Annotated in this window: 19 protein-coding genes; 9 read left to right on the forward strand and 10 right to left on the reverse strand. The window is 68.6% G+C overall.

Features of this window, described 5'->3' with window-relative positions; genetic code table 11:
- Window positions 1-85: 85 nt before the first annotated feature.
- Genes EV646_RS11415 through EV646_RS11425 form a run of 3 tightly spaced genes read right to left on the reverse strand, consistent with a single transcriptional unit; the run spans window position 86 to window position 4,236 of the window.
- The gene (locus EV646_RS11415) at window positions 86-3,034 is read right to left on the reverse strand and encodes a hypothetical protein (protein WP_132147282.1); all 2,949 of its coding nucleotides are present in this window, start codon (window positions 3,032-3,034) and stop codon (window positions 86-88) included.
- A 55-nt stretch (window positions 3,035-3,089) separates the two neighbouring features.
- Window positions 3,090-3,617, reverse strand: coding sequence for a hypothetical protein (locus tag EV646_RS11420; RefSeq protein ID WP_132147285.1), 528 nt, complete (start codon window positions 3,615-3,617; stop codon window positions 3,090-3,092).
- Between the two features lie 55 nt (window positions 3,618-3,672).
- The gene (locus EV646_RS11425; RefSeq protein WP_132147288.1) at window positions 3,673-4,236 is read right to left on the reverse strand and encodes a GyrI-like domain-containing protein; all 564 of its coding nucleotides are present in this window, start codon (window positions 4,234-4,236) and stop codon (window positions 3,673-3,675) included.
- A gap of 93 nt (window positions 4,237-4,329) precedes the next feature.
- Between EV646_RS11425 and EV646_RS11430 the strand changes: the two genes are divergently transcribed.
- Window positions 4,330-4,821 (forward strand): hypothetical protein, encoded by a 492-nt coding sequence (locus tag EV646_RS11430; RefSeq protein ID WP_132147291.1) that lies wholly within the window; start codon window positions 4,330-4,332, stop codon window positions 4,819-4,821.
- On the opposite strand, the gene EV646_RS11435 is transcribed toward EV646_RS11430, so the two are convergent.
- Window positions 4,811-5,692: an RNA polymerase sigma-70 factor gene (locus EV646_RS11435; RefSeq protein WP_132147294.1), complete on the reverse strand. Its 882-nt coding sequence runs from the start codon at window positions 5,690-5,692 to the stop codon at window positions 4,811-4,813. The two genes, EV646_RS11430 and EV646_RS11435, sit on opposite strands and share 11 nt — an antisense overlap.
- 147 nt (window positions 5,693-5,839) lie before the next feature.
- Between EV646_RS11435 and EV646_RS11440 the strand changes: the two genes are divergently transcribed.
- Complete coding sequence (locus EV646_RS11440; protein WP_132147297.1) at window positions 5,840-6,325, forward strand: carboxymuconolactone decarboxylase family protein; 486 nt, start codon at window positions 5,840-5,842, stop codon at window positions 6,323-6,325.
- A gap of 75 nt (window positions 6,326-6,400) precedes the next feature.
- Here the strand turns inward: EV646_RS11440 and EV646_RS11445 are convergent, their stop codons facing one another.
- On the reverse strand, window positions 6,401-7,072 hold the full coding sequence (locus EV646_RS11445; RefSeq protein WP_132147300.1) for a response regulator: 672 nt from the start codon (window positions 7,070-7,072) through the stop codon (window positions 6,401-6,403).
- A complete protein-coding gene (locus tag EV646_RS11450; RefSeq protein ID WP_132147303.1) occupies window positions 7,069-8,226 on the reverse strand; it encodes a sensor histidine kinase in 1,158 nt (385 codons plus the stop codon). Before EV646_RS11450 ends, EV646_RS11445 begins: the two co-directional genes overlap by 4 nt.
- Before the next feature lie 168 nt (window positions 8,227-8,394).
- On the opposite strand from EV646_RS11450, the gene EV646_RS11455 reads away from it, so the two are divergent.
- From EV646_RS11455 to EV646_RS11465, 3 genes are all read left to right on the forward strand, one after another.
- Window positions 8,395-9,060: a hypothetical protein gene (locus EV646_RS11455; protein WP_132147306.1), complete on the forward strand. Its 666-nt coding sequence runs from the start codon at window positions 8,395-8,397 to the stop codon at window positions 9,058-9,060.
- A 175-nt stretch (window positions 9,061-9,235) separates the two neighbouring features.
- Entirely contained in the window at window positions 9,236-10,336 is a 1,101-nt protein-coding gene (locus tag EV646_RS11460) for a hypothetical protein (protein ID WP_132147308.1), read from the forward strand.
- A gap of 57 nt (window positions 10,337-10,393) precedes the next feature.
- The gene (locus tag EV646_RS11465; RefSeq protein WP_132147311.1) at window positions 10,394-11,980 is read left to right on the forward strand and encodes a purple acid phosphatase family protein; all 1,587 of its coding nucleotides are present in this window, start codon (window positions 10,394-10,396) and stop codon (window positions 11,978-11,980) included.
- 3 nt (window positions 11,981-11,983) lie between these two features.
- On the opposite strand, the gene EV646_RS11470 is transcribed toward EV646_RS11465, so the two are convergent.
- Complete coding sequence (locus EV646_RS11470) at window positions 11,984-12,409, reverse strand: MarR family winged helix-turn-helix transcriptional regulator (protein WP_132147314.1); 426 nt, start codon at window positions 12,407-12,409, stop codon at window positions 11,984-11,986.
- Window positions 12,410-12,503: 94 nt separating this feature from the next.
- Here EV646_RS11470 and EV646_RS11475 point away from each other — a divergent pair, with 94 nt between their 5' ends.
- Window positions 12,504-13,388 (forward strand): LLM class flavin-dependent oxidoreductase, encoded by an 885-nt coding sequence (locus EV646_RS11475; protein ID WP_132147316.1) that lies wholly within the window; start codon window positions 12,504-12,506, stop codon window positions 13,386-13,388.
- An 81-nt stretch (window positions 13,389-13,469) separates the two neighbouring features.
- On the opposite strand, the gene EV646_RS11480 is transcribed toward EV646_RS11475, so the two are convergent.
- Window positions 13,470-14,021, reverse strand: coding sequence for a P-loop nucleotide/nucleoside kinase family protein (locus EV646_RS11480; protein ID WP_241995759.1), 552 nt, complete (start codon window positions 14,019-14,021; stop codon window positions 13,470-13,472).
- Between the two features lie 143 nt (window positions 14,022-14,164).
- Between EV646_RS11480 and EV646_RS11485 the strand changes: the two genes are divergently transcribed.
- Entirely contained in the window at window positions 14,165-15,430 is a 1,266-nt protein-coding gene (locus EV646_RS11485) for an AlkA N-terminal domain-containing protein (RefSeq protein WP_132147319.1), read from the forward strand.
- A gap of 21 nt (window positions 15,431-15,451) precedes the next feature.
- Here the strand turns inward: EV646_RS11485 and EV646_RS11490 are convergent, their stop codons facing one another.
- Together EV646_RS11490 and EV646_RS11495 are read right to left on the reverse strand one after the other, a co-directional pair.
- Window positions 15,452-16,216, reverse strand: a complete 765-nt coding sequence (locus tag EV646_RS11490; protein ID WP_132147322.1) for an isocitrate lyase/PEP mutase family protein — start codon at window positions 16,214-16,216, stop codon at window positions 15,452-15,454.
- Window positions 16,213-16,509, reverse strand: coding sequence for a putative quinol monooxygenase (locus EV646_RS11495; RefSeq protein WP_158290944.1), 297 nt, complete (start codon window positions 16,507-16,509; stop codon window positions 16,213-16,215). The genes EV646_RS11490 and EV646_RS11495 overlap by 4 nt, the downstream gene beginning before the upstream one ends.
- Window positions 16,510-16,671: 162 nt before the next feature.
- On the opposite strand from EV646_RS11495, the gene EV646_RS11500 reads away from it, so the two are divergent.
- A complete protein-coding gene (locus EV646_RS11500; protein ID WP_132147328.1) occupies window positions 16,672-17,466 on the forward strand; it encodes a class I SAM-dependent methyltransferase in 795 nt (264 codons plus the stop codon).
- Between the two features lie 78 nt (window positions 17,467-17,544).
- Complete coding sequence (locus tag EV646_RS11505; protein WP_132147331.1) at window positions 17,545-20,598, forward strand: ATP-binding protein; 3,054 nt, start codon at window positions 17,545-17,547, stop codon at window positions 20,596-20,598.
- Window positions 20,599-20,629 lie beyond the last annotated feature (31 nt).

Genomic DNA, 20,629 nt, shown 5'->3' on the forward strand with positions numbered 1-20,629 from the left:
CTGCCGGCCGATGATCGCAAAGCCGGACTGGGGAGTGTTACCTGCCGGATTCGGTGCGTGCTGCTCCCCGGTTCCGACGTCAGCATTACCGGCCGCGGTCGCCGTCGTTCGTGCGGCGGAGGCCGGCGCCGCCTTCTGTGCGGCGGGCTCCGGCGTTGTCTTCGGTACGGCGGATGTTGGCTCGTGGCGAGTCGATCAGCTGTCGGAGCCTCTTCAGTTCGTTGTCCGGGCCAGGCTGTTCAGGCCCGCCAGTCTGCTCGGTCTCGGACAGGGCGGGGAGGACCAGGCCGTTGGGTGTGCCGGCCTCGCGCCACAGTTGGTTCGCCTTCGCGAGGGTCTGGTCGAACTGTTGCTGGAAGTGTGCGCGCGAGTCGTCCGTTCCGTGGGTCGCGTGGTGGTCGAGGGCGTCTGCTAGGCGGGAGAGGTGTTCGAGGGTGATCAGGCGTTCGGCTAGGAAGGGCTTGCCGCTTGGTTCTGCGACCAGGCGGCGTACGGCTTGGTGTACGCCGGAGCGGATCTGCGAAGTCGCGCCGCCGGTGACTCGGCGGCCGTCGGCTCGGTTGACGGTGGCTAGGTCTGGGAAGCGGTGGCGCGTGCCGTTGCTGTCGGCAATTGACTCGTAGCGGGCGATTGCGAGTCGGACCTTCTCGTGTGCGTTTGCGCCCGAGACGCCTAGCGCCTCGAGTCGGTCGGCCTCGGCGGCCCAGTGGTCGATGCGTTCGAGGGTTTGCACCCGGTCGGTACGGGCGTCGGTGTCGAAGGGGGTTTCCGGTTGGCCCGACGGGACGTTGTCGAGCTCTGCCCGCCGTACGGCGGCTCGGACATGGTCCGTGTAGTACGGCGACGCCTCCAAAGGCGCCAGCGTCACGCGAGGCGATGCGGTACGACGGGCGATCGCCTCGGCCCGCATCGACAGCTGGGTCATCAGGTAGCGCGTGATCGCCCGCTGCTCGAGGAGCTCGGACTGGTTGACCGACCTGACCGCTTTGTTCGTCTCCAGGCCTTCGTGGACCAGGAGCTCGCGACGACGGAACAACGAGCGCGCGACCGGGGTCGCGGCCATCGACCCCGTCGCGCCGGCAGCGGTCAGGACGACCGCGAGATCCGGTACGTCGAAGAGCTGGTCGAGTCCGACCACACCGGCCACTCCGCCGAGCGAGCCCGCGGCGACCTGGACGGCGTACGCCGACCACGGTGCCCGCGCCGACGGACGAGGACCAGCCGGCGGCTCGGTCACCACCGGCAGACCCCGGTCGGACAGGTCCGGAGGTACGCCGGTCAACTCCTCCAACCGCTCGGTCAGTTCCCGGAACGCGCGCAGCCGCGGCTCCAGAATCCCGGCGAGCGCCTCCGCCTGGGCGGCCTCCTGGTGGCCGCGCGACCACAGCTTCGAGGCGTCCCGGCCGGCTTCATCGCGGTTCAGGAAGTACTGGTCACCCATTGCACCGGTCACCGCGCCGAGGAGCCCGGGACCGACCGCGCTCATCAGGCTCTCCATCTGCGCGCTGACGTGCCGGGCGAGCGCCGTCGGGTCGACATCGACCGTCTGGCCGCGGTTGCCGCCGACGAACGCGCGGCGCGCGGCGCCCGAGACGTTCTCGATCAGCTGGGCGGACAGGCTGACCGTGTACGGCGGAGCCCCCGGCACGTCCGAAGCAGCAGCAGCCTCCGTCCCCTGCCGGGCGACCACGCGGTCGAGCCGCGCCTGCAGCTCGGAGAACTCGGTGACCAGCTGGTTGACATATAGAGTGGGGTCGGACAGCCGGTCCCGCTCGGCCGCGTCGATCCGACGAAGCCGGAACTCCAGCTTCTTCATATCTACCAGGCGTTCCGCGAGCGACTTGGCGAGGGCCGACGAGGCGATGACCAGAGCCGTCGACAACGCCGGCACCCCGAACGGCGTCAGCGCGCCCGCAACCGCTGCCGTGGCCAGCGTCGGAATGCTGTGCCGGATCAGATAGTTGCGCCAAGCCGTTGCCCTCGGCATCTTCTTGACCGGCGGACGGACCCGCTCCGGCCCGTCGAGAAGCGCGAGCAGACCAGGATAGTCGTACTCGCGCTGCTGCCGGTCGGCGTTGTACGCCGGCTTCCGGCCGGTCGCCTTCTTCCGGTCCAGACGCCGCTCGGTGAATGAGCCGACAGCCGCGTTGACAATCGTCGGGACCGCGATGCCGACACCGACGAGCGGGTTTCCGGTGAACGCCGCCGCAGCCGCGCCGATCACCACCGAGGAAACCCCCGAGCTGCCGACCGCCTTCGCGAGATACCCCGGCTGATCGACGCGCTCCTCCAACGGCCGGGCGCGGTCCTTGGCGCGGTCGAGGATCGCCCGCTCGTCCTCGGTCAGGAGCGTACGGAGCAGCTTGGCGTTCGGCTGTCCATCGGCCACGCCCATGGTGAGGGCGAGCTTCCGGATCTCCTTGCGTACGGCGGCCCGGCGTACGGTGCCTCTGGCCCGGAACCTACCGGCGAGCTCGTCGCCCAGCCGCCTTTCCAGCAGCCCGCGTTGCCGCAACTCAGCGCGGTGACCGGCGTCCACAGGCCGCTGTACGGCGTCAACGTCAGGCGTACCGCCGGGCCGGAAGACACCATCAGGCGTAACGCCGGGCACGAAAACACCGTCAATGTCACGCGGGTCACCAGCACCACGGAGCACAGCCGTCGACTCGGCCAGGACCCTCGCGAGCGCCGGCGCGACATCATCCTCCGACAGCCGATCGGAGAGCGTGAGTTCGACCGTCGGCACGTCGTCGAAATCGCCGTCGTACCAGGGCGCGCCGTCGAACTCACCGTTGTGCGAGGGATCCCCGTCGTCGACGTGGACGGCGTACTCGAGCTTCCTGCCGGGATCGAGCGGCCCGACGCGCTTGATCAGCCGGAACATCTCGCCCGTACCGGTGGTGACCAGGTACACGCCGTTGCCTTCGTGCCGCACGTGGGCGACGTCGACAGCCAGCTGATCTGGATCCTCCAGCAGCCGGCCGGACTCCGCGCTCACCCTCACCCAACCGGCCAGAAAACGCGCGTCCCCCACGAATCACCTCCAGCCAGGCCAGGCAGTATTAGCGCAGCCTAACCTAACTAGGGTGCTACGCCTCGGGTGTCTTGCTGGGGCGGAATCGAGAGCGGAACTTCGAGTCGTACTCCAGATGCATGTAGCCCGACGAGTGCACTCCCACCGCGAAGCACCCCACGACCAGGAACACGATCCCCGCGACAGTGGACATGTGCCAGAAGGCCGCCGTGATGCCGACGAACGCCGAGCCTTGGGCGAGCGACTTGGCCACGCTGACCAGCCACGACTTGCTCGCCCGGCGCCGAAACTCCTCCTGCCGATTCAGCACCAGCAACGCGGCGAGCAACGGGATCGAGATGGCGATCGCGATGACACACACCAGTGCCGACAGGTTGAGTGAGTCAACGGTCAGGAATGGTTGCACGACCACCAGACCGGCGCCTGCCAGTCCGCCGTAGATCAGATTGGACTGACGGATCCATTCCAGGTGGGCCGCCGGGTCGGCGGCAGCGTCCTCGAATTCCTTCCGGATGCGTTCGCCTTCGGCCTCGGCTGCCCTGACCTCCGCCTGCTCAGCCAGGAAGTCCTCGTCCTCGTTCATATGCACATCCTCCCCAAGCCCGCGGCGGTGAGCCTGGACGGTCAGCCTGTCGGCGTCAGCCTACGATGCGGATGTTGAGTTCGACTTCCCACTTCGTTTTCCGTGGTTCCGTGCGGGGATCGGTGCGGAATGCCTCGTACCTGCAGGCGAAAAGGTCGCCTTCGGCAACGTCGCTTCGGTCGAAGGCGATGTCTTGTGCGGCGGCCCACTCGATCAGGGCACGGTTCGCGCGGAGGGAGTGGTTGCGGTAGGTCAGCGTCGCATAGCGGCCGGCCGGGAGCACGGCCGGTCGCACGCGAGCATCACCGGCGAGCGGGCCCGGCGTGACGACGCCCACCTCCAAGTCCATCGGGCCGCTCATGTCGATCACATGCAGGCGCAGGAAGAACGGGCCGACGTCATCGATGTTCTGCCGCAGGAGCCAGGCGCTGAGCTCGCTGATCAGTTCATTCCGGGTGCTCAACATGCCGCGGAAGGGGGTGACAACGCGGATGCCGAGATAGTCCCGCTGCGGCCGCTCGACAACGCGAGGCGGTTCGAGTAGATCCATCTGGGCCTCCTCAGTCTTCCGGCCTCCCAGGATGGGGCCTGCCCCAGGGGCAGCCTCAAGGTAGTCCACAGAGGACAACCCCCGGGAGGCAAGGCTTGGTGAGCTGAGAGCTGGTAGCGGTTCACCTGCGACACTGCGAGAGAGTCTGGTGGAGGAGGGGCGATGGTGGATGGGAGTGAGGATCCACGGGTGCTTGGGGTTGGGCGGGCGGCTACGCCGTTTACGGCTGAGGAGATTCGGGCTGGGTGTCCGGAGGGACGGACCACCCGGCTTCGGGTCGACGTCGGGGAGGAGGCGTTTGTCCGGATCAGCCGGTACGTCGAATGTGACGAAGCCGGCGCGGTGATAGAGCGGACGCGGGTGGCGCTGGACGGGTCTCCGCTCGGGCAACCTGAGGCCGAGCGGGAGACGTGGGGTGAGTTGCAGGCTCACGCGTCGTTCCCGGCCGACCGTACGACGATCGAGTCTGAGCGGATCGACACCGCGATCGGGGTATTCGATTGCCTGCGGTACACAGTGCGGGATGGCACGACCGAGCAGGTCTTCTGGTTCGCGAAGGACCTGCCCGGTGCGCCCATCCGATTCCTGACCCGGACGGACGGTCAGGTCGTGATGACCTTTTCCGTGGTCGACGACACGATCGTCAGCGGCTGACGGCGGTCTCCTGCTCGACGCGGGAGAGCTTCTCCGGGTTGCGGACGATGTAGAGACCGGTGATCAGGCCTGAGTCGATACGGAGGGCCACGACGTTGTCGATCTCGCCGTCGATGCGTACGACGAGGGCCGGGGAGCCGTTGATCTGAGCCGGTTCGACCGAAGCCTGGCTGTGGAGTCTGGGAAGGCCGATGGCGAGCAGGCGCGACACCTTGTCGGCGCCGACGATGGGGTACGGCACTGCCTGCTTGACACCGCCGCCGTCGCCGAGGAGGACGACGTCCGGGGCGAGGATGGCGAGCAGGTCCTGCAGGTCGCCGGTTTCGACCGCTCGCTGGAACGCGTCGACCGCGCCGCGGGTCTCGGCCGGGGAGACGGCTCCGCGTGGCCGGCGCTCGGCGACGTGCGCCCGGGCCCGATGGGCGATCTGGCGAACCGCGGCCGGGGTCTTGTCGACGGCTTCGGCGATCTCGTCGTACTCGAGGTCGAACACCTCGCGCAGTACGAAGACCGCCCGCTCGGTCGGCTTGAGCGTTTCCAGCACCAGCAGCATCGCCATCGAGACGCTGTCGGCCAGTTCGACGTCCTCGGCCACGTCGGGTGCGGTGAGCAGTGGCTCGGGCAACCAGGGTCCGACATACGACTCGCGGCGCCGGCCGAGCGTGCGCAGCCGGTTGAGCGCCTGGCGGGTGGTGATCCGGACCAGGTACGCGCGCTGATCCTGGACGGACGCGAGGTCGACGGTCACCCAGCGCAGCCAGGTCTCCTGCAGCACGTCCTCCGCGTCCGCGGCCGAGCCCAGCATCTCGTAGGCGACCGTGAACAGCAGGTTGCGATGGGCAACGAAAGCCTCGGTGGCGGGATCCGTCATGATCTCTCCAGACTCTGTCACACGCACAAGACACCGGCCGAAGGCGCCTTGTGACAGTGGCCTACGTCACCTCACCGCGGTGTCACAGAACTCGGCTCGCCGGCATCTTGTGGTCGTCAGTACGACGACACGAGTGAGGACAAAGCGATGGAATCCCGATTCAACATGCTCGACAACCCGTTCGCGCTGAAGTTCGGCAAGCGTTTCGCCGGCCTCGACGTGATGCTCGGGCAGTCGACGCTGCCGAAGACCACGAAGGAACTGGTGAACTTGCGCGTCAGCCAGATCAACGGCTGCGCCTTCTGCACCGACATGCACACCAAGGACGCCACGGCCGCCGGTGAGACCGCGGTCCGGCTCAACCTGGTCGCGGTCTGGCGTGAGGCGACCGTGTTCACCGAGCCGGAGCGGGCCGCGCTGGCGCTCGCCGAGGAGGGCACCCGGCTCGCCGACCACCACCAGGGTGTGTCCGACGAGACCTGGGCCCAGGTGCGCAAGCACTACGACGACGACCAGATCGCCGCGCTGATCGCCCAGGTCGCGCTGATCAACGCCGCCAACCGGATGAACGTGATCGTGCGTACGCCGGGCGGTTCCTACCAACCCGGCATGTTCGCCGACTTCGTCAACTGACCGGCCGCCGAAACCAGCCCCCGACCTGTGGGTATGCGGGTCGGGGGCGAGGCCCTCTAGTCTGTCAGGATCGCTTCAGCCAGGAGGTTCGCCTCTCGGGCGCACCAGCCCCGTCTCGTAGGCCAGCACCACTGCCTGGACGCGGTCTCGCAGACGGTGTTTGGCGAGGATGCGCGCGACGTGCGTCTTGACCGTGCCCTCGCCGATGTAGAGACGTCCGGCGATCTCGGCGTTGGACAACCCTTCTGCCACGGCAAGCAGTACGTCGATCTCCCGCTGGGTGAGCAGCGGCACCGCTTCTCGTGGGTCGCGAGGTGGTGGCGTCTCGACGTATCTCTCCACAAGCCGCCGGGTCACAGTCGGCGTGAACAGTGACTCGCCCGCATATACGGCCCGAATCCCCTCCAGGAGCCGCTGCGGACTGTCGGTCTTGAGCAAGAATCCGGAGGCGCCGGCGGCGAGCGCCTCGTAGACGTACTCGTCGGGGTCGTATGTCGTCAGCACCAGCACCCGTGAGTCGGAGCCGGACTCAGCCAGTGCGCGGGTGGCGGCAATGCCGTCCAAACCCGGCATTCGGATGTCCATGAGCACCACGTCTGGGGCGTGCTCTTGCGCAAGCCGCACGGCAGCCCTCCCATCGCCGGCCTCGGCGACCAGAGCGAGATCCTGGTGGCCCTCGAGGATCATTCGGAGGCCGCTTCGCACGACCGGCTGGTCATCGGCGACGAGGATCCGGATCGAGTTCATGGGGCCGGCACGACGGCGGCGAGCCGCCAGCCCGAGGGAGCGTGGGGGCCGGCCTCGAGACGGCCGCCCACAGCGTCGACCCGCTCGGCGATGCCGCGGAGACCCCGTCCTGCGCTGCCGTTCTCGTGCCTCGCGGTTGGTCCCTCGCTGAGCACCTCCACGGAAACCGCGTCCTTGTCATAGCGCACGCGCACCGTGGTGCGGGCTGACGGTGCGTGCTTGAGGGCGTTGGTCAGTCCCTCCTGCACGATACGGAACAGGGACAGGTCCAGGGCAGGCGTCATGTCCCGGCGAGCGCCCTCGACAATCATGTCGACGTCCAGGCCGGCCGCCCTGACCCGGCCGAGCAGTTCCGGCACCGCGCTCATTGACGGCAGCGGCTCGCGCGATTCGCCGTCTTCGTGGGACAGCAGTCTGCCCATCTCGCGGGCCGCGTCGTGGCCCGTGCGCTGGATCAGGCGCAGTGCCTCACGGGCACGCTCGGGTGAGCGGTCCAGCACCTGCTCTGCTGCGCCGGCATGCAGCGCCATCACGCTGATGCTGTGGGCGACCACATCGTGCACCTCGCGCCCGAGGCGGCGCTGCTCGGACTCGACCGCGTCGGCAATCGCCTGCTCCCGGTCGCGCTCGGCGACCGCAGCCCGGGCGACGGCCTCCTCTGCCTGGCACCGTCGGGAATGCACCACCCGGCCGACGGCGAAGACGGCCGTCGTGACCAGCGGTGAGAACCACGCCTGCGACGGGGAGTCCACGAGCGGGTCGCGCAGGTCGTGCACCACTATGCCGAGCAGCGCGATCGACGCCACCACGTACGCGGGTCCGCCGTACGCTGCCGCCGAGTAAACGGCGGCCAGCAGCGGAAGCAGCACCGCAGCGGTCTCCGTGGCTCCGAACACGAGCGCCTGGATCCCGACCACCGCGACCACGATCGAGAGCACGGGAAGCGGCCGCGACCTGCGCCAGAACAGCGGGACCGTCATGGCGAGGGCGAGCAGCGCATTGACACCCACCGGGCCGCGGAAGGTTCCGCTCCACGCCGCGATCTGAGATCCGGCCGTGAGCGGCGCGGCCAGCGCGATATCCACCCAGCGGCTGACCACCCGGGGTGTGGCATCCACGCGAGCGTCCGCGGAAGCGCCGGCAAAGGTCATCATCTGCTCACGATAGGTGGCCGCAGACCACTGCCGCGACTGCCTTGAGACAGACACCGGGTCCTCCTCCTGACCACCGAATCGAGCGCCGGAGCAGACGCCCGGAGTCGGCCTTACTCCCTAGCGTCACTGACACATCCACCGCCACCGCACACGCGACCAGGAGAAGCCATGAACGTCAGCAAGGTCCACCGCACCGCCACCGGCCTGTCCCTCATCCTTTGGCCCCTGTCCATGCTCGGCGCCGCAGTCGTCCAGCCGGTAATCGGTGAGCGTGCTACCGACGTGTACGACGCCGCGGCGGCGCACGCCGTCCGGATCGGGACCTCCGTCGCGATCGGTGGACCCGGCGTGCTGTTCTGGGCGGTCGCAGTCGCCGGCAGCGTGCAAGTGCTCCGGTCACGCGGAGCGAGGCTCGGGCACCTGGGTGGCGTCCTGGCGCTCCTCGGGGCTCTGGGCCACGCCGTGATGGCGACCCTGTTCCTGGTGCTGCTCGGCCTGCCACAGGATGGCCACCGCGCCGAGCTGGTGCCGGTCGTGGAACGCATCGCGGCGCACGTGTTCCCGGTGGCGATGCCGCTCCTGCTGCTCGGCGGCGTGGGGGTCGTGATGCTGTCCTTCGCGCTCCGGCGCGAAGGATGGGCGCCGAAAGCAACCCCGGCACTCGTGACTGCAGGCTTCCTCAGCGAGTTCGTTCCGCTGGGCGGGACGGCGGGCGATGTGGTGCTCTGGACCATCGCGGGCGCAGGCGTCGCTCTGTCAGGCACGAGGATGCTCCGCGTCTCCGACGAGGAGTGGCAGGCCGTTGCCGCTCCTGTCCCCGGGGGCGCACGATAGCGATCCGGGCGCTGTCGTCCGCCGAACCTCTCGGAGAGACGGTCATGTCTGCGCGGGCTCGACGGCTGGCTGGAGGGTGACCTTGCAGGAGTAGTGCGAGGGGTGGGGAATAGGGGTGGGACGGCTGGGAGTTGGTTGTTTACGACCGAGGTTGGCCGATTGAGGAGAGCGGGCGATGAAACCCACCGAGTTCGTCAAGGTGAACAGTCAGTTCTGGGGCGATCACCTGCGGAGTGTGAGTGAGCATCTGCCCGGCAGCCACGGGGGCGAGTTGCCCGGCGAGCTGCTGTACCCCCGGATGATGGTGCTGACCGAGACCCCCGACTGGAACATCGTGGAGCTGGTCGGCGTGAGCCGCGAGTACCGCTCCCTCGAGGTGCGGCGGCAGAAGGCGGACAGCATCGAGCAGTACTTCGGCCTCGACGCCGCCGCGCCATCCGCGGTCGTGACGCTGCCGGGGGAGAACCTGTTCAAGGACGCGACCATCGCGACCGAGTCCGGCCGCCGTACGCTCACCTCGAGCTTCCCGGCGGCGGAGAACATCATCGGGGGCGAGTACGTCGGACCTGGCGACCAGCTGCTGCAGTTCGCGCCGGGGAACTACTCGACCTTCGACCGGGTCCTGCTCGTGCACACGGCGGACTCGTCGGTCCGGGTGCACTGGACGTTCTTCGCCCTCGCGATCCACCGGTCCGAGCCGGCCGAGCAGTACCTCAACTTCCTGCAGAACTACATCTCGGCGGCGCCTCATCTCGATCCGGTCGGCACTCTGACCGCGCCGCTGGGTTCCGACCTGAAGCCGGCCGGCTTCGCCAGCACGTATCTGGCGCACGGCCTGCAGGGCGTCGACCAGTTCCTCGAGGACCACGAGAGCATCCTGCTGTCGGCGTTCGACGCGACCCGGCTGATCCGCCGTCCGTCCCTCGAGTCGGAAGGCGCCGAGCTGACACCCGACTTCATCCTCGAGCGCGCCGACGGCAGCCACATCGTCGGCGATCTCCAGCTCCCGCTCCTCGAGAGCAGGAAGCACCGGCGATCCTTCAAGAGCCCCGTCGCCGACGGCGCCGCCCAGCTCGCCCGGTACGAGGACTACTTCAAGTCCGCCGAGAACCGTGCCTTCGCCAAGACGAAGTACGACGTGGACATCAGCGACCCGCGCAAGGTCCTGATCATCAGCACCCAGCAACCCGTCGCCCCAGACGAGCTCAAGCAAGCAGCCGCCGAAGTCGTCGACTACGACTCGATCCTGCGCCTCTATCTGGCCGCGAAGTCCTAGCAGGACCTTCGCCTCAGGTTCACCGGGCGGTCCACCCGCGAGGATCAGCGTGGTGGTGTGACCGATGACAAAGAGTTGTTCGAGGCGCGGTTTTCACGTCGCGGGTTCTTCGCGACCGCGGGCGTAGCGGCAGGTGGAGCAGTGCTCACCGGTACGGCGGAAGCCGCGCCGGTGACGCACGCGGAGCCGGCCGCCGACCCCATCACTACTCCGCGGGTCGGCGGCCTGCATCTGCAGTTCGGGGCAGACCCATCGACCGAGCTCGTGGTGTCATGGCACACCCGCCAACCCGTACGACGTCCTCGGGTGCTGCTCGGTGGTCCGGACGGGAACTTCGAGCGGACGGCTGCCGCTGTCACCAGCAGCTACACCGACGCCAAGTCCGGCCAGGTGGTCTACGTCCACCACGCCAAGGCCGGCTGGCTGCGCCCCGGCACCGAGTACGTCTACGCCGCCGTACATGAGGGAGCAGACGCTGAGTTCGGCACCTTTCACACCGCTCCGAAGGGGCGGGCGAAGTTCACCTTCACGAGCTTCGGCGATCAGGGCACGCCCACGCTCGGGAAGCGCTATGTTCCGCCGCCGGGTACGTCGATCGCCAACCCGCCGTACGTCAACGACAACCTGGGTTCGCCGGCTGCCGGAGATGTCACCGCCGGGGTCGAGCGGGTACGTCCGCTGTTCCACCTCTTCAACGGGGATCTCTGCTACGCCAACCTGTCCGAGGATCGCGTTCGTACCTGGAACGACTTCTGGGAGAACAACACCCGCAGCGCGCGGAACCGCCCGTGGATGCCGGCGGCGGGCAATCACGAGAACGAACTGGGCAACGGCCCGATCGGCTACGAGGCCTACCAGACGTACTTCGCCCTGCCACGGCAGCAGGGGCAGACCGACGTCACGCGCGGACTTTGGTACGCGTTCACGGTCGGATCGGTCCGCGTGATCAGCCTGGCCAACGACGACGTCTGCTACCAGGACGGCGGCAACAGCTACATCCGCGGCTACTCCCAGGGTGCGCAGAAGGAATGGCTGGAGCGCGAGCTCAAGGCCACCCGAGCGAGCCGTGACATCGACTGGATCGTCGTGTGCATGCACCAGGTCGTCGTCAGCAGCGCCGACCAGGCCAACGGCGCCGATCTGGGCATCCGCCAGGAATGGGTGCCGCTGTTCGACGAGTACGGCGTGGACCTGGTGGTCTGCGGCCACGAACACCACTACGAGCGGTCGCACCCGATCCGCGGACAGCAGCGGAACCAGACGCTAACGCCGATCCCGGCATCGACCAACGCGTCCGTCGCCGACACTTCGAAGGGCACCGTGCACATGGTCATCGGCGGTGGCGGTACGTCGGTCGGATCCAACGGGGTGCTCTTCAACCCGCCTGCCTGCCGGGTGATCACCGCGGTCGGCGCACCTGACTCGGTCACCGGCAAGCGTCCGCCGGTCTACGTCCGAGAGGACGCACCCTGGTCGGCCGCCCGGAACGCGGCGCATCCGTACGGCTTCGCCGCCTTCACCGTGGACCCCGGCACCCGCGGCGGCTCAACCACCATGCACGTCACCTACTACGACGTGCTCGGCCCCGCCGGCGAGCTGTCCGTCTTCGAATCCTTCACCCTCACCCGCCCGCGCAACGACTGAGTTTCAGGCGCGGGCCACGATTCCGGTCAGGGTCGTGGCGAGGGTACGACGGGCAGTCGAGCTCAGGTCGGCAGTCAGGGCCTCGATGCGCTGGGTGAAAGCGTCGTGGGCTTCATGTGCCTGCTGCAGCCCTGCGGTGGTGAGCTCGATCTGGCAGGCGCGGCGATCCTTGGGGTCGGGGATGCGGGCGACCAGGTCGCGGCGCTCGAGGCGATCGACCATGCTCGTCAGGCTGGACCGTTCGATGCTCAGGATGCGGCTGAGCTCTGTCATGCCGAGCGGTCCGCCCAGGAGCACGCAGAGCAGGTGGGCCTGCTGCGGGGTGAGGCCGAGCGGCCGGCTCGTCTCGGCGTACAGGTCCTGCAGGACGTGCATCGTCTGGACGAGAGCACCGGCCAGATCCGCATCCACCGCTGTCTTCGTCGCCATGCCTCCACTGTAGTCCGCAGTACGGATAGTTTGCAGGGTTGATACTTCGTAGGGCTACTATTTAGGCCTACGAAGCATTGCCAAGGAGGCAGAGATGAACGTGCGGTTCGGATATGGCTCACCGGACAAGGTCCGCGACGTACCCAAGATCCTGCGGCTCGCCGAGCAGGCCGACCGGGACGGGCTCGACCATGTCAGCCTGTCCGACCACCCCTACGTCGCGGATCTGCTGGACGGATACGCCGGGATCGGCTATCTCCTCGGCCGCACCGAGCGCCTCTCCGCGTTCGTCAACGTGACCAACCTGCCGTTGCGCCCGGCTCCGGTCCTCGCACGTACGGCGTCCTCGCTGTCGGCGCTGTCGGGCGGACGGTTCGTCCTCGGCCTGGGCGCCGGGGGAGCGTGGGACCGGATCACGACGATGGGCGTGCCGGAGCTGCGGCCGGCCGACGCGGTCGAGGCGTTCGAAGAGGCGATGAAGCTGGTCCGCGCGATGTCCGACGGCGGTCACCCGGAACCGACCAAGCACTACCCGATCGGCGACCTCGCGCCGGCGAAGGTCGCGGCGCCGCTGATCTGGACGGGCTCCAACGGACCCAAGTCGCTCGCCGCGACTGGTCGGCAGGCGGACGGGTGGATCCCGGGTCGCGCTGCCGACTGGCTCAGCGAGCGCTACCGCTGGTCCCGCCCGATCATCGACGAGGCAGCGCTCTCAGTCGGCCGCAAGCCTTCCGATGTCGCGACGATCTACAACTTCCCGGGCGCGATCACGGCATCTCCAGTACGTCGTACTCGCGACGAGGACGGGCGGTGGATCGGCGGATCCCCGGCCCAGTGGATCGAGGAACTCACTGACGCCGTCCTCAACCACGGCGCCGCCGGCTTCACGCTGTTCCCGACCGGCCCCGACGCGTACGACGTTCAGCTGGCCCGCTGGGGTCAGGAGATCGCGCCGGCGGTGCGAGCGGCGGTCGGTTAGGGACCGAAGGACAGGAGGTAGTCCCCGAAACGGGCTTGTTTCGCAGGGGCGCACGCGGAGGCGGGCGACTACCTCCTGTCCTTAGGTTCCGCGGGACAGGAAGGCGAGGATTTCGGGGAGGGGTGGGTTGTAGCCGTTGGAGGTGTCGATGGTGAGGGTGGGGGCGGGGAGGGTGATGGGTTCGAAGGCGGTGTGGGTGCGGAGGCGGGCGTCGTCGGGGATCTGGGCGTCCTCGTGCGCTCCGCGGTTCGGGTTGTCGGTGGTGCGGGCGTTGATGCGGTTGAGGGCGACGTCGGCCGCGGTCGTGCAGTAGAGGATCCGGAGGTCGGCACGGGCAAGCAACGGCGTCAGACCGGGGCTCCAGATCCGGTCCTGGAACGCGGCCTCGGCGACGATCGTCGTACCGCGGCCGACCAGCAGACCGATCACATCGAAGAACGTCGACAGCGTCCGCATCGTCAGCGGATCGGCCGGCCCCGGCACGAACCCGGGCGTCGCGTGCGCCATCCCCTCCTTGATCTCGTCACGGCAGATCGCCGGACACCCGATCGCGGCCGCCACCCGGTGCGCCAGGGTCGTCTTCCCGGTCCCCGGCGGGCCACTCACCACAACCACCATCGGCCTCGACTGCACCGCCGCACCCTAGCCACCCGCCAACCTCTCCCGCCACCAAACGTAAGACCCACGTTCAGTCGCCTCCGGGAACTGTCGGTGCGCGTGGTTAGTGTGTCCGGATATGGCTGGAGCGGGTGCGGTCTGGGGGCGAGGGTGGACTAGTGACGACCTATTCAGCGGTCCGTACGACGGGGATCTACTGCCGCCCGGGTTGTGGCGCCAAGCCGTTGGCCGAGAACGTACGGACGTTCGAGCTGGCCGCGGCCGCGGAAGCCGCCGGGTACCGGGCCTGCCTGCGTTGCCGGCCGTACCGAGTGGCGGGGACGATCGCCGATGACGCACCCGAGCTCGTCTGCCGGGCGGTGCAGCTGATCATCGCCGGGGTGCTGGACGAGTCGGGTGAGGCCGCGCTCGGTGCGCGTTTGGGCCTCTCGGCACGGCATCTGAGGCGGATGTTCCAGGAGCACCTCGGTGTCACACCGGACCAGTTCGCGCGGTCGCGGCGGGCGCACTTCGCCCGTCGGTTGCTGGACGACACCGACCTCGGCATCGCGGACGTCGCGTTCGCGTCGGGGTTCGGCAGTCTGCGGCAATTCAACCGCGCCATCCGCGAGGTCTTCCGGGCGACACCACGGGAGTTGCGGGATCGCCGGCGCCGGACGGACCGGCTCGTCGCGGATGGCGGTCTGGTGCTCCGGTTGCCGTACAACCCGCCGTACGACTGGGACGCGATGGCGGGCTTCCTTGCGGACCACGCGATCCCCGGGGTGGAGTCGGTCGAGGACGGCATCTATCGCCGGACGATCTCACTCGACGGCGACCCTGGCCTACTCGAGATCGGCCCTGGCGGACCTGATCACTTGTTGCTGACGGCCCATCTTCCTTATTGGGAAGGCGTGATCCACGTCGCCGAACGCGCCGCGGCTCTCGTCGGTCTGCAGTCCGAGCCGCTGCTCGCCCGCACATTGCTCGCGGAGGACCCGACGATCGGCCCACTGATTGCTGAACGCCCCGGGATCCGGGTGCTGGGCGCGTGGGGCCCGTTCGAGGTCGCCGTACAAGCGGTCGTCCGAGATCACGATGTACTCCACAAACTCGTCACGACGTACGGCGTCCCGGTCCCCGGCCTCGGCCACGGACTCACCCACGCCTTCCCCTCCGCCGAGGTGCTGGCCGCGGCCGAACTGGTCGGCCCGCTAGCTCAAGCAGTTGCTCAAGGCAACATCAAGTTGGACGTGGGCGACGACACGCTGATCCGTTCACTGGAAGCAGTTCCCGGAGTGAGCCGCAAGGCTGCACATCATGTCGCGATGCGGCTGGGTGCGCGCGATGCCTGGCCGCTCGACGGTGCGGCCGAAGACCTGCGTCCATGGCGCTCGTTGGCAGCGATGCACATCATGGTCGCACGAGGAGCCCCCGCCACCTGAGCGTGGCGGCGGCTCCCGGCATCAGCGGAGCAGGTTGTTGTGTTTTCCGAACTCGGCTGCGGTGGTGAGCACTTTGTAAGTGCCGGTGGTGAGGAGTTCTTGCGCGGCGGCTGCGGCTAGGCCGTATGCACCTGCAGTGATGGCGGGGCCGACGCTGATTCTTGTCACGCCGAGTTCGGTGAGCTTGGGGACGGTCGGCGCTCCGGGACCCACCATCACGTTGAGTGGGAGTGGTGACTCCTCGACCAGCCGCCGGATCGTCGGCGCGTCGACGACGCCCGGTACGAAGAGGACGTCCGCACCCGCTTCGGCGTACAGCTTTGCCCGGTCGATGGTGCCGGAGCCGTCGCCGAACAAGTAGGTGTCTGTACGCGCGTTGATCACCAGATCGATGCCAGCGGCAACCGCCACCTCCCGCGCAGTCGCGATACGTGAAGCATGTAAGGCGGGATCGATCAAAGCTCCGGCCGCGCTGTCTTCGAGATTGATGCCGACGGCACCCGCTTCGATGACCTCGGCAACTGTCAACGACACATCGTCGTACCCGGACTCGATGTCTGCCGTCACCGGCACCGAGACCACCGCGACAATCGCCCGCACCGCCGCGACGGCCGTCGTACGGTTCAAACCGCCCGCGTCCGCGACACCGGCAGCCCATGACACCCCGGCGCTCGTCGTCGCAATTGCGTGAGCCCCGGCTGCTTCGATCGCCCGCGCCGACCCGGCATCCCACGCGTTGGGTAACACCAACGGCGGGTTCGCATGCAACTCCCGGAACAGGCTCACAGGCTGACCACCAGTTCGTGGTCGATCTCGACGAACTCGACGATGAGCTCGGCGAACTGACCCGCGATCAGTTCCCGGTACGCCGCCGACCCGGTGTGCGCGTCGTACGCCGCCTGGTCCGCGAAATGCTCGACGAACAGCAGGTAGTCGGGGTTCGCCGGATCCCGGTAGACGCGGAACGACAACGTCCCGTCCTCGGCTCCCGGCCCCTGCGGCGCGAATGCCTGCACGATCTCCTCGGCTGCCGCCTGGTTGCCGTCCTTCAGCTTGATGGGGAACACCTTTGCCAGCACTTCGATCCTCCTGAGGTTTGAGCAAGTGCCTCAACTCTCGCCCGCGCCGGCACCCTGGGTCTGGCCATATCCGGTCATCTTCGCTGTCTCGATATTCGAGATGATATGTCTCAAAAAACAAGACTCTGTACTAGCGTGGAGCGCATGGCAAAGGAGCCTTCGATGAGCAATGTCTACACGCACGGCCACCACGAATCGGTACTGCGCTCGCACGCCTGGCGCACCGCGGAGAACTCGGCCGGCTACCTCCTTCCGCATCTCCGTCCCGGCATGTCGCTGCTCGACGTCGGCTCCGGCCCCGGCACCATCACCGCCGACCTGGCCCGCCTCGTCGAACCCGGCCAAACCACCGCCCTGGAAGCGACCGAAGCCGCCCTCGACATCACGAAGGCGACGTTCGCCAAGCTCGACATCGGCGTGGAGTTCGTCGTCGGCGACGTACACAAGCTGGACCTTCCCGATGACACGTACGACGTCGTCCACGCCCACCAGGTCCTCCAGCATGTGGCGGATCCGGTGCAGGCGCTGCGGGAGATGCGCCGGGTCTGCAAGCCTGGCGGGATCGTTGCCGTCCGCGACTCCGACTACCACGGCTTCACTTGGTATCCCGAGTTGCCAGAGCTGGCTGAGTGGATGGACCTCTACCAGCGGATGGCGCGCGCCAATCAGGGCGAGCCGGATGCCGGCCGGCGGCTACTGTCCTGGGCGCTTGAAGCAGGCTTCGAGAAGATCGCGGCGACCGCGAGTAACTGGGCGTTCACAAACGAGGACGACCGTGCGTGGTGGGGCGGCATGTGGGCCGACCGCGTCCTGCAGTCGGCGATGGCTGATCAGGCGCGCGCCGCCGGCGTACCGGAGGAGACACTCGAGCGCATCTCGGCCGCCTGGCGCACCTGGGCCGCCCGCCCGGACGGCTGGATCTCGATCCTCCACGGCGAGCTGCTCTGCACCGCCTGATTACGGGCCGCGGACGGCTTCACTCGAACGGCTGACCTCCCAACCTCTGCTGCTTAGCATGAGGTTGGGAGGCGTCGTATGGAGGGACTGGACGCGCGCAGGCCCGCGATGGTGGGCCGCGCCAGGCCGCTGGCCGAGCTCGACGGCCTACTGGCGGCCGCCATCGAGGGCCGGGGTCGGTCCGCGGTCATCCTTGGCGAGCCGGGCATGGGCAAGACCACGCTGGCCGAGACGTTCGCGGATCGCGCCGCTGCAGCTGGTGTGACCGTCGCCTGGGGCTGGTGCTCGGCCACCGAGATGCCGCCGTTCTGGCCGTGGCGAACCATCCTGCGAGACCTCGCGCCGCAGCACCGGCTCGCCACCGATCAAGCCGCCGGTTCTCGCGCGGGCGGGTTGGATGGGCCGGGGTTGCTACGTGGCGACGCCGGCGCTCGCGCGAGGCTTTTTGTTTCGGTGATCGATGCGTTGCGGGAGATCGACCGCCCGGTCCTGCTCATTGTCGAAGACCTACATTGGGCCGACGGCGCATCGCTGTTGCTGCTTCGAACTGTCATCGACGCGCTGCCCGGCCTCCCCGTGCTCTTGGTCGCCACCTGTCGCGACGAACCGCTCGAGACCGGCGACGAGGTGCTGACCGCCGTACGGGCGCTGCCGACCGCCGTACAGCGAATTCGTCTCGAAGGGCTCGAGGTCGACGAGGTCGCGGAGCTGGTGACGGGCGTCCTGGGCAGTACAGCGGCCGACGAGATGGCCGCGATGGTCCACGGCCGCACGGGCGGAAACCCGTTCTTCGTGCGTGAGGTGTCCCGGCTGCTCGCCGCCCGGCCGGCGACGACCGGCGTGCCCGAAGGCGTCCGCGAGGTGCTGGCCCGCCGGATCGCGCGGGTGAGCCAGGACTGCCAGCGGATCCTGGAGGTCGCGGCGGTGGCAGGCGATGGCGCCGAGGTGGCTCTGATCATGGCCGTCACCGACAACCCTGCTGACGTTGTTCTCGATCTCCTCGAGGAGGCGGTCAGGGCCCGGTTGCTCACCGGCCCGCCGGTCGAGGGGCGGATCTGGTTCACCCACGCCCTGGTCCGGGAGGTGCTGGAGGCCTCGCTCGGTACGGCGCGGCGGGCTGCCCTCCATCGCGCGCTGGCCGAGCAACTCGAGACCGGAGATGCCGAAGCGGGCGAGGTCGCCCGGCACTGGTCCGCTGCCTTCGGTCCCGACGCGGCCGAGCGGGCGGCGGAGTGGGCGCTGCGGGCGGCGCGAACCGCCCGGTCGCGGATGGGGTATGAGCAGGCGGTCGGCGCCTACCGGATTGCCCTGCGTGGCAAGGAGATCGAGCGTACGAAGGTGATGCTCGAGCTGGGCGAGTCACAGATGTTCGCGGGCGACCTCGAGGGGTCCCGGCAGACGTTCGCCCAGACCGCCGAGCTGGCCCGGGAGTCCGGCCGGGCCAGCCACTTGGCCATGGCCGCGCTCGGCATGGGCACCGGCCTGGGCGGCTTCGAGGTCCCCTTGTACGACGAGCTGCAGACACAGCTGCTCGAGGAAGCTCTGGTCGAGCTCCCGCAGCGGGACGGCGGCTTGCGTGCGGCGGTGATGGGGCGGCTCTCGCTTGCCTACGCTGGGTCGGATCGGGAGGGCGAGCGGGTCCAGCTCGCCCAGTCCGCCGTCGAGATGGCCGGTCGACTGGACGATGCGTGTGTCCAGTCGGGTGCGCTGGCGGCGTACTGCGACACGATGGCCGGGCCGGGCCAGGTCGACGAGAGGTTTGCCGCGGCCAGCCGCATGCTCGGGGTCGCCGAACGCGGCCACGATTCGCCGTGTCAGTTGCTGGCGCGCCGGCTGCGGGTAGTGGCGCTGATGGAACGCGGCGACTGGCCGGCGGTCGATGCGGAGATCGAGGCGTTCGCGCGGACGTCGGAGCGACTGATGCTGCCGCTGTACTCCTGGTACGTCCCGTTGTGGCGTGGCACGCGGGCGTTGATGTCTGGCGACTTCGAAGCGGCCGTCCGGTACGCCGATGAGGCCGAAGCGATCGGCAAGCGCGCCGGCAGTACCAACGCGTGGATGATGGTCTTCACCCTCCACATGTGGACTCACCGGACGACGGGTGTGATCCCAGCGAGCTTCGCGGCTGAGGTGGAGGCGGCCGTCAAGTCTGTGCACGAGCCACCCGTCGCGCTGGCCATGGCGGCCAGCTACTACGCCGCGGCCGGACAACTCGACAAGGCCGGGCCTTACTTCGACCGGCTGGTGGGCCGGGGCCTGGATGCGGTGGCCGATGACTGCGAGTGGCTCGAGGGGATGTGGCACGCCGGCGATGCGGCCATCGCTCTCTCCCGTGCCGATGTGGCCGAAGAGGTGGCGCGCCGGCTGGCGCCGTACGAGGACTTGTGGGTGATCGACGGCATCGGCGGCGGTGTGATCGGGGTGACGGCGCATCTGCTCGGGCGGTTGGCGGCGTTCCTCGGCCGTACTCACGTGGCTCGGCGTCTGCTGGGAGGGGCTGTTGAGAAGTACCGCGAGTCCGGCGCGGCGCCCTGGCTCGTCAAGGCTGAGCAGGACCTGGCCGCGATCGAAGGCACTCCTGCCAGAGCATCCACCGCCATCGAGGGCTTGTTCAAGAAGGACGGCAGGACCTGGCACCTCCGCTGGCGGGATGGCGAGGTCACCGTCCCGGACTCCAAGGGGATGCACGACCTGTCCGCGCTGCTGGCCCGGCCCGGCGAGCCGGTTCATGTGCTCGACCTGGTCGCGGCTGCCGGCGGTCCGCCGCGAGCGGCGCTCGGTGGTGACACAGGGCCGGTCCTCGACGGCGAGGCCCGGGCTGCCTACAAGCGCCGGCTGACCGAGCTCGAAACCGACATCGCCGAGGCGGACGACGAGCTGGCCAGCACGCTCACCGAGGAGCGGGACTTCCTGGTCCACGAGCTGGCGGCGGCGTACGGGCTGGGCGGTCGCGCCCGTACGACGGGAGATCCGGCCGAGCGGGCTCGCAAAGCCGTCGCCATGCGCATCGCGACGGCGATCAAAGCAATCCGTGAGGTCCATCCACAGCTGGCTCGCCACCTCGAGCTGGCCGTCTCCACCGGACGGTTCTGTGTCTACCGCCCAGAGGAAGCCGTTACCTGGCACGGCTGACGTGGCATCGCCAGGTCCGACCTGGCGCCTC

Origin of the sequence: Kribbella antiqua, from assembly GCF_004345665.1 — a bacterium.
GTDB lineage: Bacteria > Actinomycetota > Actinomycetes > Propionibacteriales > Kribbellaceae > Kribbella > Kribbella antiqua.